Consider the following 14,197-nt stretch of genomic DNA (forward strand, 5'->3'; position numbering starts at 1 on the left):
TCAGCGTAAGGTTGGTGTCAGGAAATCAAGACCTTAGCTGTGGCGTGCGGGGCGGCGGATCAGTTGCGGAAGATCACATCCATGCCGGGATTCACCGCCGCCGCCAGCTGCTGTGCGTCCCAGTTGGTCAGGCGCACGCAGCCATTGGACGCGGTTTTGCCGATCAGTTCGGGATCCGGCGTACCGTGGATGCCGTAGGTGTCGCGTGACAGGTCGATCCAGACCACGCCGACCGGATTGTTGGGCCCGGCGGCGACCACCAGTTTCTGTTTCCCATCGCCATAGCTCAGGCGCGACGGGTCGTAGGTGTAGTCGGGCGCTTTGGCCACGCCGACCACCTTCAGGTTCCCCGTCGGCGCCGGCCGCTCGCTGCTGCCGATGGTGGCGGGATAGACGGCGAGGACGCCGCCCGAGCGATCGAAGGCGGTGACCCGGCTGGAAGTCTTGTCGACCTCGATCCTCACGACTTCGGCCAGCGACGGCGTCGCCACCGCCGGCACCACGATGGTCTGCCCGGCCCGGCTGAGATCGACGCCGGGATTGAGGGCGTCGAATAGGGCCTCGGTCATATGGAACCGCTCCGCCAGCGCTTCCTTCAGCGTGGCGTATCCGAGCGCAGTCAGCCGCGCCTTGCCCTCAAGGTCGTCCGGCAGGGCCCCAATGTAGGGACCTGCAAGGTCCTGGGCGGTGATGACGTAGTCGCTCAGTACGGGCCGGCTGTCCGCCGCCAGGCGGCTGAACACTTCGGCGTCGAGCTGCCCATCGACGGTCAGACCATTGGCGGTCTCAAAGGCCGCGATCGCCTGCCGCATGTTTTCCCCGTCCAGACCATCGATGGCTCCGGGCGAAAAGGGCGAGCGATCCAGGAGAATCTGCGCCCGGATCAGGGCTGCGGTCGGTGCTGGTGTCGTGGGAACGACGTCCTCACCCGCTGGGACCTTGGTCGGCGTGCTTGCAAAAGGCGGCGTCGACCCTGGCGTCGCCGCGGGCGCGTTAGAAGGCGACAGCTTCGCCGGCGGCTCGAATGTCGCGGCCTCGATCGCCTGCCGCGACAGGCCCGCAGCCATCGGACGCTCTGGCGCAGCGACAGCGACGGGCGCAGGTTCCGGCCGAGCCGCTTGGTCAGGAGACGGCGCGCCGCAGGCGGCCAGCCCTACCAACAGTGAAAGCGGGATGACGCGAATGAACATCATAATCCAGAACTGTGAGCGACGAGTAGCGATCGACCAACCCGACTGCTTATGGGCGGTTCCCCGCGTGAAAGCCATCGCCAGGCGGAACCCCCTCAGCTTTGCACCGTTAGTTCGGCGACGCTTGCGAGGGAGCGTCGTGGAGGGTTGAATGCAAACAGCAAACTACGAGTTCATCGGCTGGACCGCGCTCATTTACGAATGGGGTCCCAAGGCGCTCGGAGCCCTGGTCATCCTGGTCGCAGCCTGGTTTATCGGCAAGGCCGTCAAATGGGCGCTGGCTAAGGGCATCAACCGCATTCCGGGCGCCTCGAAAGCGACCGCCAGCGATAATCCCAAACATTCTATCGGCGCGAGCCTGGGCGACGTCGCCTTCTGGCTGATCCTGCTTTTCGGCGTCGTCGCGGCGCTCGGCGTCCTCAACCTCGGCCAGGTCGTCATCCCCCTCAACACCCTTCTGACCCAGGTCGCCGCCTTCGTCCCGAGCGTGCTGGGCGCCGTCCTGATCTTCTTCATCGGTTTCGTCGTCGCCACCCTGGCCAGGCGGGTCGTCGAGGCCGCCCTGCAGGCCGCCAACGCCGATCGCTGGCTTGAGAAGGCCGGTCTGACAAAGGCGACCGGATCGACCGGTGTCAGCACGGCCATCGGTACCCTGGTGTTCGTCCTGATCCTCATCCCGATCACCATCGCCGCCCTGGAACAGCTCGGCATCGAATCCCTCACGGTTCCCGCCGTGGCCGTCCTCTCGACCGTCCTGGCGGCGATTCCCCACGTCCTCGCCGCCGCCATCGTCCTCGCTGTAGGCTGGTTCATCGGTCGCTGGGTCGCCCAGCTGATCGAACGCATCCTGCCGGCCACCGGCTTCGATCGCAGCATCTCCAGCCTGACCAGCCTCACGGCCACTGCCGAGACGCCGGCCCAACCCGTTCCTGCCTCCGCGCCCTATGCCGGCGACGTCACGCCCGCCACGGCTCGGGCGCTCGGCGGAGAGACGCCCAAGGCCCTGACACCGTCGTCCATCGTCGGCAAGATCGCCATGGCGGCGATCGTCGCCTTCACCGCGGTCGAGGCCGCCAAGCTGCTGCAGTTCGGCACGATCGCCGTCACCCTCCAGGAGATCCTGGCGCTGGCGGGTCATGTCATCGTCGGCGGGATCATCATCACCGCCGGCGTCCTGATCGGCGGCGTTCTGGCCAACCTGATCAACAAGGGGACTGGCGGCGCCGACGGTTTCGCGTCGACCTTGGTCCGCTGGGCCACGATCGCGCTGGCGACGGCCATGGGCCTGCGCTTCATGGGCATCGCCGACGACATCGTTCTTCTCGCCTTCGGCCTGATCCTGGGAGCCGCGGCGGTCGCCGCGGCCTTGGCCTTTGGTCTCGGCGGACGCGACGCGGCGGGCAAAGTGGCTCAGATGTGGGCCGATAAGGTCACGAAGATCCCGCCGCAATAACCCTCCCGGACCGGGCCGCATTTCGCGGCCCGGTCTTTTGACTTCGCTTCCAACAAGGAGCCCGACATGACCGACAACCGAGATCGCGATCCCCGCCTGGATCCTGTGGCGCCCTCTTGGCGCAAATACCTTCCGTGGATCATCGGAGCCGTGGTCCTTCTGCTTCTGCTTCTCATGCTCACGCGCTGCGGTGATGATCGTGCGGCGGTCGATCCGGCAGTGACGGACGCCGCTGCGTTCCCCGTCGAAACCGGTCCCGTTCTGCCGCCGACCGCGGGTCCCGCCAGCCCCGCCGGCGTCTCAGGCCTGGACGCCTATCTCGCCGGATCTGACGCCGCGCCGCGGACCTTCGCCTTCGAGCGCGTCAACTTCGATACGGGTGCATCCACGATCCGTCCTCAGGATCGGCCCGAAATCCAGGCCGTGGCCGCCGTCCTCAGCCGCTATCCGAACGCGCACGTCCGGCTTTACGGCTACGCCGATGCACGCGGGTCCGATGCCGCCAATCGCACGCTGGCCCAGGCTCGGGCGGATGTAGTGCGGTCGGCTCTGATCGCTTCAGGCGTGGATGGACGACGTATCGAGTCGCTTTCGGGTGGCGAGACCAACCCGGTCGACAGCAACGCCACGGCCGGCGGGCTGGCGGAGAATCGCCGCACCGAACTGGTTGTCGTCCAACGCTGATCCCTATGACCCCGGGCGCGATCCGCGCCCGGGATCCCAACACACGCATATCGAGGTCGATCATGAGTATTTTCGGAAAAATCTGGGACAAGATCACAGGGCACAAGAAGCCTGAGACGCCGGCGGCGCCCCAGGCGCCCACACCTCAAGCCCCTCCTGTGCAGCCGACGGCGGCCCCTGTCGCTTCCCAACCGGTCGATGTCGAGCAGGTCCTGTCCCAGATGGCGGAGATGAAGGGCGGCGGCGGCAACTGGCGCACCTCCATCGTCGACCTCCTGAAGCTGCTGGGTCTCGACTCCAGTCTCGCCGCTCGCAAGGACCTTGCGGAGGAACTCGGCGTGCATGCCGGTCCTCACGGATCCGCGGAGCAGAACATCGCCCTTTCCGGTGCGGTCTGGGCCAAGTTGGCCGAGAACGGCGGGCAGGTCCCGGCAAGCCTGAGGGACTGATGGTCCGGCGGCGACAGGGCGACGTTGCGCGGTTAGGGGCCTCTGCAGCCCTGGCCGCCTTCGCCCTGGCGGCGTCCGCCTGCACGACGGCTCCGGCCTCTCTTCCCGATGACCCTGTTTTGACCGATGCGCCCGCGGTCAACGCGCCGGCCGATCTCAGCGGGCAAACGCTCGGCGTGAGGCTCTACGATCAGTTGCGCGCTGGAGACGACAATGTCGTCATCTCTCCGGTCAGCCTGATGGGGGCCTTCGGGGTGGTCTCGGCGGGAGCCCGGGGCCAGACGCGCATAGCCCTCCTGAGCAGCCTCAGTCTCCCCGACAGCCCCTCGCTCAACGCAGACCTGGGCGCACTGTTGCGTGCGCTCGAGCGCGAGGACGGACAGACCACGCTCAGCGTCGCCAACGCGGTGTGGGTGCAGGACGGCTTTGGCCTCAAACCCGATTTCGTTGAGAGCGTCCAGCGGGATTACGGCGCCCTGGCCCGGCCCGTGGATTTTCGGGACGCGCCTGATGAGGCGGCCGGGCGCATCAACGCCTGGGTCTCGGGACAGACGCGCAGGCGCATCCCGGAGTTGCTCAGCCCTTCCAGCATCAACGACGCCACGCGCCTGATCGTCACCAACGCGGTCTATTTCCTGGGTGATTGGGCCCAGCCGTTCAACGCCTCCAACACAAGCGACCAAACATTCTACCTTACGGACGGATCGCGCCTGTCGACGCCGATGATGTATCAGCGCGGGTACCTGCGTCTGCTGGAAACCGGCGCCTTGCAGGCCATCGATCTTCCTTATAGGGGCGATCGGCTGTCGATGACTGTGATCCTGCCGCGCACGCGCGGCGGCCTGTCGGACGTGGAGGCTCAACTCAGCGCCAATCTTGCGGGCTGGCTCACTGCACTTGATGAGGAGGAGCCTCGGCGGGTCCTGCTTTATCTTCCAAAGACCGAGACGGCGCTCAGCTACGATCTCATCCCGCAACTGACCATGCTGGGCATGGGGATCGCCTTCACCGATGGCGCCGACTTCCGCGGCATCGCCGACGCCCCTCTGGCGATCGGCCAGGTGGTGCACAAGCCCTTCTTGCGGATTGATGAGAAGGGGACGGAAGCCGCGGCGGCCACCGGGATCGCTGTCGAACAGACGAGCGCGCCTGTGACGCCCCCGCCGACCTTCCGCGCCGACCACCCCTTCCTCTTTCTGATCCGCGACAAGGAGACCAGCGCCATTCTCTTCCTCGGCCGCATCAGCCGCCCAGAGGCGCCGGCAACCTAGCGGCCACACGTGCATTCCCCGCACGCGCCATCCTCGCATGCGTTGTCCTGACGTTACTTTGACTTAAAGGATGACCCCCGTTTCTCATCCACCCATAACGAGAGTCCTTTGTTGATTTGACCTTGCCCCCGATGTTGGACCGGGCCTTGCCGGAACATCTCGGTGTCTAGGCGCCGGGCGGGCCATGGGCCAAAGCATTCCAAAGGTCGGGCCTCGGCTGATGAACCCGCACACCCGTACTGGTATTTGTTTGTTGCACGGGGCTATCAAGATTGCGAGCCAGCCGCCGATGCGAGACCTTACGATCAAACTCTTGGGTAAGCCGGCGAAGGGGCCTGATTTGACGCGGTACAGGGCATCCCTCGCTATGCTTTTCCTGCGGCGCCGGACGTTCGTCGTTCCTCGGAAAATTGTGTCCCGAGCATCGTCGCCGGTCGGGAAACTGGCCCCCAAGGGGGGGCAAAGGCGGTTCGAACTCCCGAGCCAATAGCTAAGACCCACAGTTCCAGGTCGGCGATCACATGATCCCTCTCTGAGCGTCGGCTGTGGCGCGTCAGCCGATTACGCGGGCTGCCCGCCGCGGCCGGTTGCTGCGAAGATCTGGCCGGTGGAATAGCTGAGCGCGGCATTGGCCGCGGCGACATCGAGGCCTGCGATCTCGGCGGGCTGGCAGGGGCGACCCAGCGGGCTCTGTGACCCAAAGCTCTGGAGCTTCTCGGGCGTGGCCCCGCCGCTGACCTGCAGCGGGGTCCAGGAGGGGCTTGGCGCCACGGCATTCACACGGATGCCTTTGGAGGCGAGTTGCTTGACCATGGACTTGGAATAATTCGGGGCTCTCGCTACCTTTCGGTATCGCTTCCGAAAACCTCGATAAGCGCCTGACAACATTGTGAATTCTGACGGGACCCTTCGATATCATTCGGAAGGTCTTTTTTCGTTTTACCGTCACTGGCGACGGTGTCGCCTCCTGTTGCGATGCAGGAAGCTCCCTCGTACCGTCAGCATCATCGCAAGGCGGTGACGGTATTATTTTGGATCAACATATTGATCTTGAAGGAAAATACCGGTCGTGCATCGGGCAAATCCGCACTTGCGTGGATCGAGGTGTTTTTACCGTGCTTACCGACGTTGCACTGAAGAATTTGCGCCCGCAATCAAAGCCTTACAAGAGTACCGACAGGGACGGCTTGTATGTCTATGTTTCGCCCGGCGGAGCGATCTCGTTTCGCTACGACTATCGCTTCAACGGACGACGCGAGACGCTGACCCTGGGGCGGTACGGGCGCGGCGGATTGAGCCTCGCCCAGGCGCGCGAGCGTCTGTTCGAGATCAAGCGCACCATCGCCGCAGGCGCGTCTCCGGCGATCGAAAAGCAGAGGGCGAAACGGCGTCTGAAGGAGGCCTCCAGCTTCGAGCATGTCGCGAACCGCTGGATGGACACCGCTCCGATGGCCGACAGCACGCGAAACATGCGGCGATCGATCTTCAACCGCGAAGTGCTGCCGCACTGGCGCAATCGTCTTTTGTCGGAGATCACGCCAGACGATCTGAGGGCTCACTGCAAGTCGATCGTCGAGAGAGGCGCCCCGGCGACCGCCATCCACGTCCGCGACATCGTCAAACAGATCTACGCCTGGGCGATCCTGCACGGTGAGAAGATCGACAATCCAGCCGACGGGGTGGGGCCAGCGTCCATCGCGACCTTCCGGCCGCGCGATCGCAACCTTTCACCGGCGGAGGTCAGGATCATGCTGGGCTTGCTCGGCGAGGTCGCGACGCTTCCGACCATACGGCTTGGGCTCAAGTTCATCCTCCTGAGCATGGTCAGGAAGAGCGAGTTGCAGGACGCGACCTGGGATGAGGTGGACTTCGCCAACGCGGTCTGGTCGATCCCGAAGGCGCGGATGAAGCGGTCGCGCCCTCATAACGTCTATCTCTCCACCCAGATGCTGGACATTCTGATTGCATTGAAGACTTGCGCGGGGAACTCTAGCTACCTCCTGCCGTCGCGCTATGACGCCGACGCGCCGATGTCTCGCGCGACCGTGACCCCCAACAGACGCGGCTGCGCAAAATATGCATGGAATTTAAATCAAAATCTTTGCATAAGCGTCGGACGCTTCCTACGTAGGTGGCGAAGGATTTTCCCAATGTCGGCGCTCAACGATGTGAAGAAACGACTGCGGCCTGGTCAGGTCTATCGTCGTCAGGATTTCGAGAAGTGGTCCAATGCCGTGGATCGGCATCTGCGCCAGCTCGTGGAGGAAGGGCGACTGGAGAAGGTCTCCGGCGGCCTCTATCTGGCGCCGCGCCAGACGCGCTACGGCAGGGCTCCCGCCCGGCCAGAGAAACTGGTGGAGAGCTTCCTCAAGGACGACCGCTTCCTGCTGGTCTCGCCGAACGCCTACAACGGCCTGGGGGTAGGGACGACCCAGCTGTACAACGAACCCGTTGTCTACAATCTCAAACGCCATGGCCGGTTCGACCTCGGCGGCCGCGTCTATGACTTCCGCAAAAAGCCCTCGGTCCCGGCCAAGCTGACCGAGGAGGTCCTTCTCGTCGATCTGTTGCAGAACCTAGACCGGCTCGCCGAGACCCGCACCGAGGTCCTGCCGCGCGCCCTGGATCGCGCCCGGCGCATGAACCCCGCGCGCCTGTTCAAGGCGGCGCGGGACTTCGGGTCCGTGCGCGCCGAACGGCTTCTCAGCCAGGCGCTGGAGGCCGCGTGAGGTCGTGACCGTCTTCCTGCATGATACCCCGGACTTCCGGGACCTGATCGAAGTCCTCGCCGGCCAGAGGGGTATCGACCCGAGCCTGGTGGAGAAAGACTACTGGATCATGCAGGCCCTCTGGGGGCTGCAGGCCGGCGGCTTCGCCTTCGAGCTCAAGGGCGGCACCTCCCTGTCGAAGGGCTACCAGCTGATCCATCGGTTCTCGGAAGACATCGACATCCTCATCCATCCGGACGGCGATCTGCCCGTCGGGCGGAACCACACCAAGGCGGCGCATGTCGCGGCGCGGCAGGCCTTTTTCGACGGCCTGGCCGAACGGATCGTTATCCCCGGCTTCCAGGCCGTCGAACGCGACGCCGCCTTCGACGACCCCACCGGCCAGATGCGCGGCGCTGGTGTCCGCCTGCGCTATCCAGAGCTCAATCCGCTTCCGGACGGCGTGAAAACCGGGGTCCTTTTGGAGGCCGGCTTTGACCAGGTGTCGCCGAACCGGCCCATCACCATCTCGTCCTGGGCCTATGATTTCGCCATTCAGCAGGGTGTTGAGGAGCTCACGGACAACCGCGCCATCGATGTCGCCTGCTACGAGCCGGGATATACCTTCGTGGAGAAGCTGCAGACCATCTCGACCAAGTTCCGCCAGCAGCAGGCGAACGGCGAGATGCCGACCAACTTCATGCGGCACTACTACGACGTCTACAGCCTGCTCGGGGACGACGACGTCCAGGCCTTCATCGGCTCGGACGCCTACGTCGCGCACAAGACGGCCCGCTTTCGCGGCGCCGATGAGCCGGACATCCGGCGCAACGAGGCCTTCTGGCTGAACGATCCCGACACCCGCAGACTCTATGACCGCGCCTACGGCGCCACCCGCGCGCTCTACTATCGGGACCAGCCCTCGCTCGACGCCATTCTGGCGCGGATCGCCGCGGTCGCGGACCGACTCTAGCGCGCATCGGGGAGGAGGGGGCGGGCCAGGAACTTCTGTGTGGAAGCCCGGCGTTTCACCGCCAACCGCTGCCGACGCACTGGGCGTCCCCCGGCTCTGGATTGGCGCCTATCGTCCCGGAGCCCGCCGGGGAGGATTTTAGCGTGGCGATCGCACGGCGCAACATCTGTGCCCCTTCCACATTGGTGGCGCCGTCGAGATCCTCGACCTGATCGGGCAGCGACAGGTCCCGGCCCGACTGGACATACATGTAGCCGCTGGTGTCCTGACCGACGGGCGGGACAATCCGGGCGATGATCATCTCATCGGGCCCGGCGACCCATTTGACGCCCACGGCCACCACCCGTCTGCGGACATGGGCCGGGAGCTCGCATTTACTGGAACCGAGGCAGTAGTCGATGGCCTTGATGAGCGTCGACTTCCCGGTGCCGGACGCGCCGGTGATGATATTCATCGCATCGGGCGTCAGGGTGACGTCGCGACGTTCGCCAGATACGCTCAGGAAGAAGATCGTGGCGATATTCCAGCGGATCATACGGTCAGTCCCATCGTGTCGAAGACGGTACGCGTCGATCCCGCGTCGGCGAACCAATAGCCAAGCCGTTCGGCGCGCTTCAGCGCCTGCGCCGGTTGATCGGTAAGCGCCTTGGCCGCACTCGCCTTGAGCTTTTCGGGCCCGATCTTGAGGCGACCGTCGGCTTCGACGGTCACGACCCCGATGAAGGCGCTGAATCGCACCGCCTCGTCGTCGATGCGGGCGAGGTGGTCGCGGATCCCATGACGGTTGGTCCAGAAGGTCTGGCCGTTGAACACCCACCGATTGCCGAGATCCTGACCCATCGCCGGCCGCGGGGGGCCCGAACCAGTGATGACGACGCCGTCAAATTCTGAGAGATCCTCTTCGTTGCCGTCACGATCATAGAAGACCGTCCAGGCGCCGTCCTGGCGGCGAAGTTTGAACACCTCGCCGATCTCGACAACGGCTCCGGACCGCGCGATCGCGTCCGCGATGTAGGCCGCGAAGGCCTCGTGCGACGGCCGATGACGGCCGGCGCCCACCCAGCGCGCGTACTCGTCATTGCGGATGAGGTAGGCGGCCCAGGAATACTCGGCCAGCATCCGCTCGGCGATCTTGCCCGGTTCTCCGAAGGCGTCCGAATAGGGGAAGCCGAGATCGCGCTCCGCCGGCGTGCACAGGCACTGGACGCCATCGGTATAGCCGGACTCGCCGCCGCTCCAGTGCGCCCCGGGCGTCGACCGTTCGAACACGGTAGCCTCGATGGGAACGCGGAAGAGATCGCGCAGGCAGGCAATCTTGGCGCAGAGCGCTGCGGCCTTGGGGCCGCCGCCCACGATGGCCAGGCGAATGGGGGTCACAGCGTTCCTCGTCGTCGCCGCTCCTCAAGGGAGGCGGTTCTTCGTTTCAGCCTTGCAGTATAGGCGCTGATTCCGTGCACGGCGAACGGGTTCAGCCTGCAAAGCTTAAGTTGAACCGGGGAGGCTCCCCACAGCGTTCGGGACGTGCTTGCGATCCACGTCTTAAAGACCACGGGGTCCTATGAGCAGGGGAGCTATGCGATCCAGGACACGCCCGCGACGGTGCAAGCCCACTACGGTCGGTTCCTGCCTCAGGACAAGGCGGCGCTGGCTGCGGCCGTCCTGAACCGGGTTTGGGCCTGACTTAGAGCTGAGCGGCGGAGGGCTGCCTCCGCCGCTCCAATGCCTTCACCTAGAAATCCTTGGCCTGGTCGGGGAAGTTGATCTGTCGCCCGGTGCGCAGATTCCTGACCATGTTGTCGACGCTGATCGTGTAGAGCTCCGCCACGTTGATGGTCCAAGAGGCCTGCAGTCCGCCTTCGTGCTCCGCCACGATGCCGATCATGGCGTTCGCCAAATCGATCACCTCATCTTCGTCCAATGGGTAGTCGGAATAGATCGCGGTAGGCTTGGCGAAATACTCCTTGTCGAGGTGTGCGAAGAAGCGATCACGTCGTCCCATGATCGCGTCAATCGTCGCGCGATGAGCTTCCAGCGCGGCTCGCTGCTGAGAGATCAGGGCATTCGTTGGCTGACCATTCTTCCAGGAAATCTTCGACAGATTTCCCTCACAGAACGTGAGGAATTTGAAGAGGCTTCGATCGCTGCGCTTGGGAGGCTCCAGAAGTCTCGCCATCGATAGGTGTAGGTCGACTTCCACCGAGTGCATGAGAGGGAGCAGCAAGGGCTCGATGTGCCAGAGCTCTTCTCCGTAGTTCCTCTGCTGCCTCAGAAGCTCCGAGAAGATGGCAAGCTTCGCCGCCAAGCCTGGAGGGCTATTGCCATGGATCAAGGTGGCGAACCCCGTGAGCCTGGCCTCGTACTCAGCTTGCGCGTCGGTCGCGCTCATTCGTCATGTCCGTCGTTGAGGTCGTGGGAAAGGCGCAGTCGTGCTAAGATCTAAGCGATAGGTCAGGCTCGAGATTCGGTGGGCTGTCGCCCATGCTGTCACCATGTGAGCGTCTCACGATTTATCAAAGGCGGGGCCTCAACATGGCCGTGGCTTGGCGACACCCGGGTTCTTTCGCGATGTGCGAGAAGCGTGCAATTCGGTGGAGAGGGCTGATCGCGCCCTGTCGAGCCAAGCTCCTCTCCGAAGCCTTGAAGACGCAACCGGCAATGTCCCCACCATTGACAGCCCAAGTCGGCGTTTGGATGCCTTGAAGAGGATGTTGACGGCGGGCGGAGTGAGGCGTCAAGTCGAGCTGAAAGAACCCTTGGGGACCGACCATGGCTGATCGGTGGCGCGGTGATCACGGCAGTCTGATCCGGCAGGCGCTGGACGAGGGAGCGGGCGCGCGCTCGGCTCTTGCTGCTTCGTGGCGGCGCTCGATCACCCTTTACGGCCTCGATCCCGTCGAGCATGGCCGGGTCGAAACCGTCACCGAGCAGCAGCTTGTTGAGGCGCGTCAGGCCATGGAGCCGCTGACGCGGGCGGCCGAGGGCGTGCTGGATCGGCTGTTCCTGGCGGTCGGCGGGGTCGGGTGCTGCGTCCTGCTGACCAACGCCGAGGGCGTGCCGGTCGAGCGCCGCGGTGCGGCGGCCGACGACGAGACCTTCCACCGCTGGGGCCTGTGGCCCGGCGCGGTCTGGTCCGAGGCGGTCGAGGGCACCAACGGCATCGGCACGGCCCTGGCCGAGCACCGGGCCGTGACCATCCATCGCGAACAGCATTTCCACGCCCGCAACACTGGCCTGAGCTGCATCACCCATCCCATTCACGACCACATGGGGAGGCTGGCCGGGGCGCTGGACGTGTCCTCCTGTCGGGCGGATGCGACCGAGGCGCTGTTGGGGCTGATCTCGACGGCGGTGTCGGATGCGGCGAAGGCCATCGAGGCCCAGACCTTCCGGCAGGCCTTCGCCGACGCGCGCATCGTGCTGGCGGGCGGAGCCAGCGAGCGGAATGCGGCGGCCCTGCTGGCGGTCGACAGGCATGATCTGGTGATTGGGGCTACAAGGGCGGCGCGTCTGTCGCTGGCCATCACCGACGAGCGGATCGCCGCCCAGCTGCCGGCCTCGGACCTGCTGACGCCCGGCGGGGCTGAGGCGGACCTGCGGGAGGCCGAGCGGGGGGCCGTGCGGCGGGCTCTGGCCCGCAGCGGGGGCAATGTCTCGGCCGCCGCGCGGGCGCTCGGGGTCAGTCGCGCCACCCTGCATCGCAAGCTGCATCGCCTGGGTCTGATCGACCTGCACTGACCTGTCGCAATCCTGCGACAGGTTTGCGCCGCACCATTGCGACGGCGTCTGGCGCTTCGTCCCCTGCCGACCAAACTGGTCTCAAACGACGTCGAACAATCGACGCCCGAGGAAACCAGCAGGAGGCTCTTTCCGTGACCAAGCCCGAATTCATCCGCGCCGCGACCCCCAGGTTCAAGACGCGCTACGACAACTTCATCGGCGGCCAGTGGGTCGCTCCGGTCAACGGCCGCTATTTCGAGAACACCTCCCCGGTGAACGGTCGCGTCCTGTGCGAGGTGGCTCGCTCGGACGCGGCCGACGTCGAGCTGGCGCTGGACGCGGCGCACGCCGCCAAGGACGCGTGGGGCAAGACCAGCGTCGCCCAGCGCGCGCTGATCCTCAATCGTATCGCCGACCGCATCGAGGCCAATCTTCAGGCCGTGGCCGAGGCCGAAACCTGGGACAACGGCAAGCCGGTGCGTGAGACCCTGGCGGCGGACATCCCCCTGGCCATCGACCACTTCCGCTATTTCGCCGGCTGCATCCGCGCCCAGGAGGGCGGCATTTCGGAGCTGGATAACGACACGGTCGCCTATCACTTCCACGAGCCGCTGGGCGTGGTCGGCCAGATCATCCCTTGGAACTTCCCTATCCTGATGGCGGCGTGGAAGATCGCCCCGGCCCTGGCGGCGGGCAATTGCATCGTGCTGAAGCCGGCGGAGCAGACCCCAGCCTCGATCCTGCTGGTGGCCGAGCTGATCCAGGACATTCTGCCGGCGGGCGTGCTGAACATCGTCTCCGGCACGGGGATCGAGGTCGGCGAGCCGTTGGCCACAAATCCGCGCATCGCCAAGATCGCCTTCACCGGCTCGACCGCTGTCGGCCAGAAGATCATGGAATACGCGACGCAGAACATCATTCCGGTGACGCTGGAGCTGGGCGGCAAGTCGCCCAACATCTTCTTCAAGGACGTGATGGACGCCGACGACGCCTTCCTGGACAAGGCGCTGGAAGGATTCGCCATGTTCGCGCTGAACCAGGGCGAGGTCTGCACCTGCCCCAGCCGGGCCCTGATCCACGAAGACATCTATGAGGCCTTCATTGAGAAGGCGATCGCCCGAGTCGAGGCCATCAAGCAGGGCGACCCGCTGGACCCGACCACCCAGGTCGGCGCCCAGGCCTCGGACCAGCAGCTACAGAAGATCCTGAGCTATTTGAAGATCGGCAAGGACGAAGGGGCCGAGGTCCTGACGGGCGGGGAGCAGTCGCTGCTGCCGGATGACCTGTCGGGCGGCTATTACGTCAAGCCGACGGTGTTCAAGGGCACCAACAACATGCGCGTCTTCCAGGAGGAGATCTTTGGTCCGGTCCTGGCCGTGACCACCTTCAAAACCTTCGAAGAGGCGATGGAGATCGCCAACGATACGGAATACGGCCTGGGCGCAGGCGTCTGGTCGCGCGACATGAACACGGCCTACCGGGCGGGTCGGGCCATCCAGGCGGGCCGGGTCTGGACCAACTGCTATCATCAGTACCCGGCCCACGCGGCCTTCGGCGGCTACAAGAAGTCGGGCATCGGGCGCGAAAACCACCGCATGATGCTGGACCACTATCAGCAGACCAAGAACCTGCTGGTCAGCTACAGCCCCGACAAGCTGGGCTTCTTCTGATTCATTTGAGGGCGCGGGCGTGCAGCCCGCGTCCTTTGTTTTGGACCAGACAGGCGAGGGGACGTGACCATGGCTGCAACCA

At 65.0% G+C, this 14,197-nt stretch carries 13 protein-coding genes and 1 pseudogene; 9 read left to right on the forward strand and 5 right to left on the reverse strand.

Going from position 1 to position 14,197, the window contains the following annotated elements:
* Nucleotides 1–59: 59 nt before the first annotated feature.
* Nucleotides 60–1,268 (reverse strand): L,D-transpeptidase family protein, encoded by a 1,209-nt coding sequence (locus ACP69V_RS04545; protein ID WP_426022829.1) that lies wholly within the window; start codon nt 1,266–1,268, stop codon nt 60–62.
* Between the two features lie 73 nt (nt 1,269–1,341).
* On the opposite strand from ACP69V_RS04545, the gene ACP69V_RS04550 reads away from it, so the two are divergent.
* From ACP69V_RS04550 to ACP69V_RS04565, 4 genes are all read left to right on the forward strand, one after another.
* Nucleotides 1,342–2,643, forward strand: a complete 1,302-nt coding sequence (locus tag ACP69V_RS04550; protein WP_426022830.1) for a mechanosensitive ion channel — start codon at nt 1,342–1,344, stop codon at nt 2,641–2,643.
* A gap of 66 nt (nt 2,644–2,709) precedes the next feature.
* Entirely contained in the window at nt 2,710–3,327 is a 618-nt protein-coding gene (locus tag ACP69V_RS04555; RefSeq protein WP_426022831.1) for an OmpA family protein, read from the forward strand.
* A gap of 62 nt (nt 3,328–3,389) precedes the next feature.
* Nucleotides 3,390–3,776: a DUF3597 domain-containing protein gene (locus ACP69V_RS04560; protein WP_426022832.1), complete on the forward strand. Its 387-nt coding sequence runs from the start codon at nt 3,390–3,392 to the stop codon at nt 3,774–3,776.
* Nucleotides 3,777–3,895: 119 nt separating this feature from the next.
* Nucleotides 3,896–5,047, forward strand: a complete 1,152-nt coding sequence (locus ACP69V_RS04565) for a serpin family protein (RefSeq protein ID WP_426022833.1) — start codon at nt 3,896–3,898, stop codon at nt 5,045–5,047.
* A 561-nt stretch (nt 5,048–5,608) separates the two neighbouring features.
* Here the strand turns inward: ACP69V_RS04565 and ACP69V_RS04570 are convergent.
* The gene (locus ACP69V_RS04570) at nt 5,609–5,860 is read right to left on the reverse strand and encodes an SDR family oxidoreductase (RefSeq protein WP_066629243.1); all 252 of its coding nucleotides are present in this window, start codon (nt 5,858–5,860) and stop codon (nt 5,609–5,611) included.
* Between the two features lie 302 nt (nt 5,861–6,162).
* Here ACP69V_RS04570 and ACP69V_RS04575 point away from each other — a divergent pair, with 302 nt between their 5' ends.
* Nucleotides 6,163–7,776: an integrase arm-type DNA-binding domain-containing protein gene (locus tag ACP69V_RS04575; RefSeq protein WP_426022834.1), complete on the forward strand. Its 1,614-nt coding sequence runs from the start codon at nt 6,163–6,165 to the stop codon at nt 7,774–7,776.
* 4 nt (nt 7,777–7,780) lie between these two features.
* Nucleotides 7,781–8,728, forward strand: coding sequence for a nucleotidyl transferase AbiEii/AbiGii toxin family protein (locus ACP69V_RS04580; protein WP_426022835.1), 948 nt, complete (start codon nt 7,781–7,783; stop codon nt 8,726–8,728).
* A gap of 55 nt (nt 8,729–8,783) precedes the next feature.
* On the opposite strand, the gene ACP69V_RS04585 is transcribed toward ACP69V_RS04580, so the two are convergent.
* Nucleotides 8,784–9,263, reverse strand: a complete 480-nt coding sequence (locus ACP69V_RS04585) for an AAA family ATPase (protein WP_426022836.1) — start codon at nt 9,261–9,263, stop codon at nt 8,784–8,786.
* A complete protein-coding gene (locus ACP69V_RS04590) occupies nt 9,260–10,081 on the reverse strand; it encodes a three component ABC system middle component (RefSeq protein WP_426022837.1) in 822 nt (273 codons plus the stop codon). Before ACP69V_RS04590 ends, ACP69V_RS04585 begins: the two co-directional genes overlap by 4 nt.
* Nucleotides 10,082–10,231: 150 nt before the next feature.
* Here ACP69V_RS04590 and ACP69V_RS04595 point away from each other — a divergent pair.
* Nucleotides 10,232–10,408: pseudogene (locus ACP69V_RS04595) on the forward strand (hypothetical protein); the annotation flags it as partial.
* A gap of 49 nt (nt 10,409–10,457) precedes the next feature.
* Here ACP69V_RS04595 and ACP69V_RS04600 read toward each other — a convergent pair.
* Nucleotides 10,458–11,114, reverse strand: coding sequence for a hypothetical protein (locus tag ACP69V_RS04600; RefSeq protein ID WP_426022838.1), 657 nt, complete (start codon nt 11,112–11,114; stop codon nt 10,458–10,460).
* 380 nt (nt 11,115–11,494) lie between these two features.
* Here ACP69V_RS04600 and ACP69V_RS04605 point away from each other — a divergent pair, with 380 nt between their 5' ends.
* Both ACP69V_RS04605 and exaC read left to right on the forward strand, forming a co-directional pair.
* Nucleotides 11,495–12,463 carry a GAF domain-containing protein gene (locus ACP69V_RS04605; RefSeq protein WP_426022839.1) on the forward strand — a complete coding sequence of 323 codons (969 nt, stop codon included), beginning with the start codon at nt 11,495–11,497 and terminating at the stop codon, nt 12,461–12,463.
* 134 nt (nt 12,464–12,597) lie between these two features.
* Nucleotides 12,598–14,115 carry an acetaldehyde dehydrogenase ExaC gene (exaC, locus tag ACP69V_RS04610; RefSeq protein ID WP_426017605.1) on the forward strand — a complete coding sequence of 506 codons (1,518 nt, stop codon included), beginning with the start codon at nt 12,598–12,600 and terminating at the stop codon, nt 14,113–14,115.
* Nucleotides 14,116–14,197 lie beyond the last annotated feature (82 nt).

The organism is Brevundimonas sp. PWP3-1b1 (genome assembly GCF_049896065.1).
GTDB classification, from domain to species: domain Bacteria; phylum Pseudomonadota; class Alphaproteobacteria; order Caulobacterales; family Caulobacteraceae; genus Brevundimonas; species Brevundimonas intermedia_B.

Excerpts from the sequence above, each read along its gene's own strand:
- ACP69V_RS04545 (WP_426022829.1), bottom strand. The coding sequence starts at position 1,268 with ATGGCTTTCACGCGGGGAACCGCCCATAAGCAGTCGGGTTGGTCGATC.
- ACP69V_RS04550 (WP_426022830.1), top strand. The coding sequence starts at position 1,342 with ATGCAAACAGCAAACTACGAGTTCATCGGCTGGACCGCGCTCATTTAC.
- ACP69V_RS04555 (WP_426022831.1), top strand. The coding sequence starts at position 2,710 with ATGACCGACAACCGAGATCGCGATCCCCGCCTGGATCCTGTGGCGCCC.
- ACP69V_RS04560 (WP_426022832.1), top strand. The coding sequence starts at position 3,390 with ATGAGTATTTTCGGAAAAATCTGGGACAAGATCACAGGGCACAAGAAG.
- ACP69V_RS04570 (WP_066629243.1), bottom strand. The coding sequence starts at position 5,860 with ATGGTCAAGCAACTCGCCTCCAAAGGCATCCGTGTGAATGCCGTGGCG.
- ACP69V_RS04585 (WP_426022836.1), bottom strand. The coding sequence starts at position 9,263 with ATGATCCGCTGGAATATCGCCACGATCTTCTTCCTGAGCGTATCTGGC.
- ACP69V_RS04600 (WP_426022838.1), bottom strand. The coding sequence starts at position 11,114 with ATGAGCGCGACCGACGCGCAAGCTGAGTACGAGGCCAGGCTCACGGGG.
- ACP69V_RS04605 (WP_426022839.1), top strand. The coding sequence starts at position 11,495 with ATGGCTGATCGGTGGCGCGGTGATCACGGCAGTCTGATCCGGCAGGCG.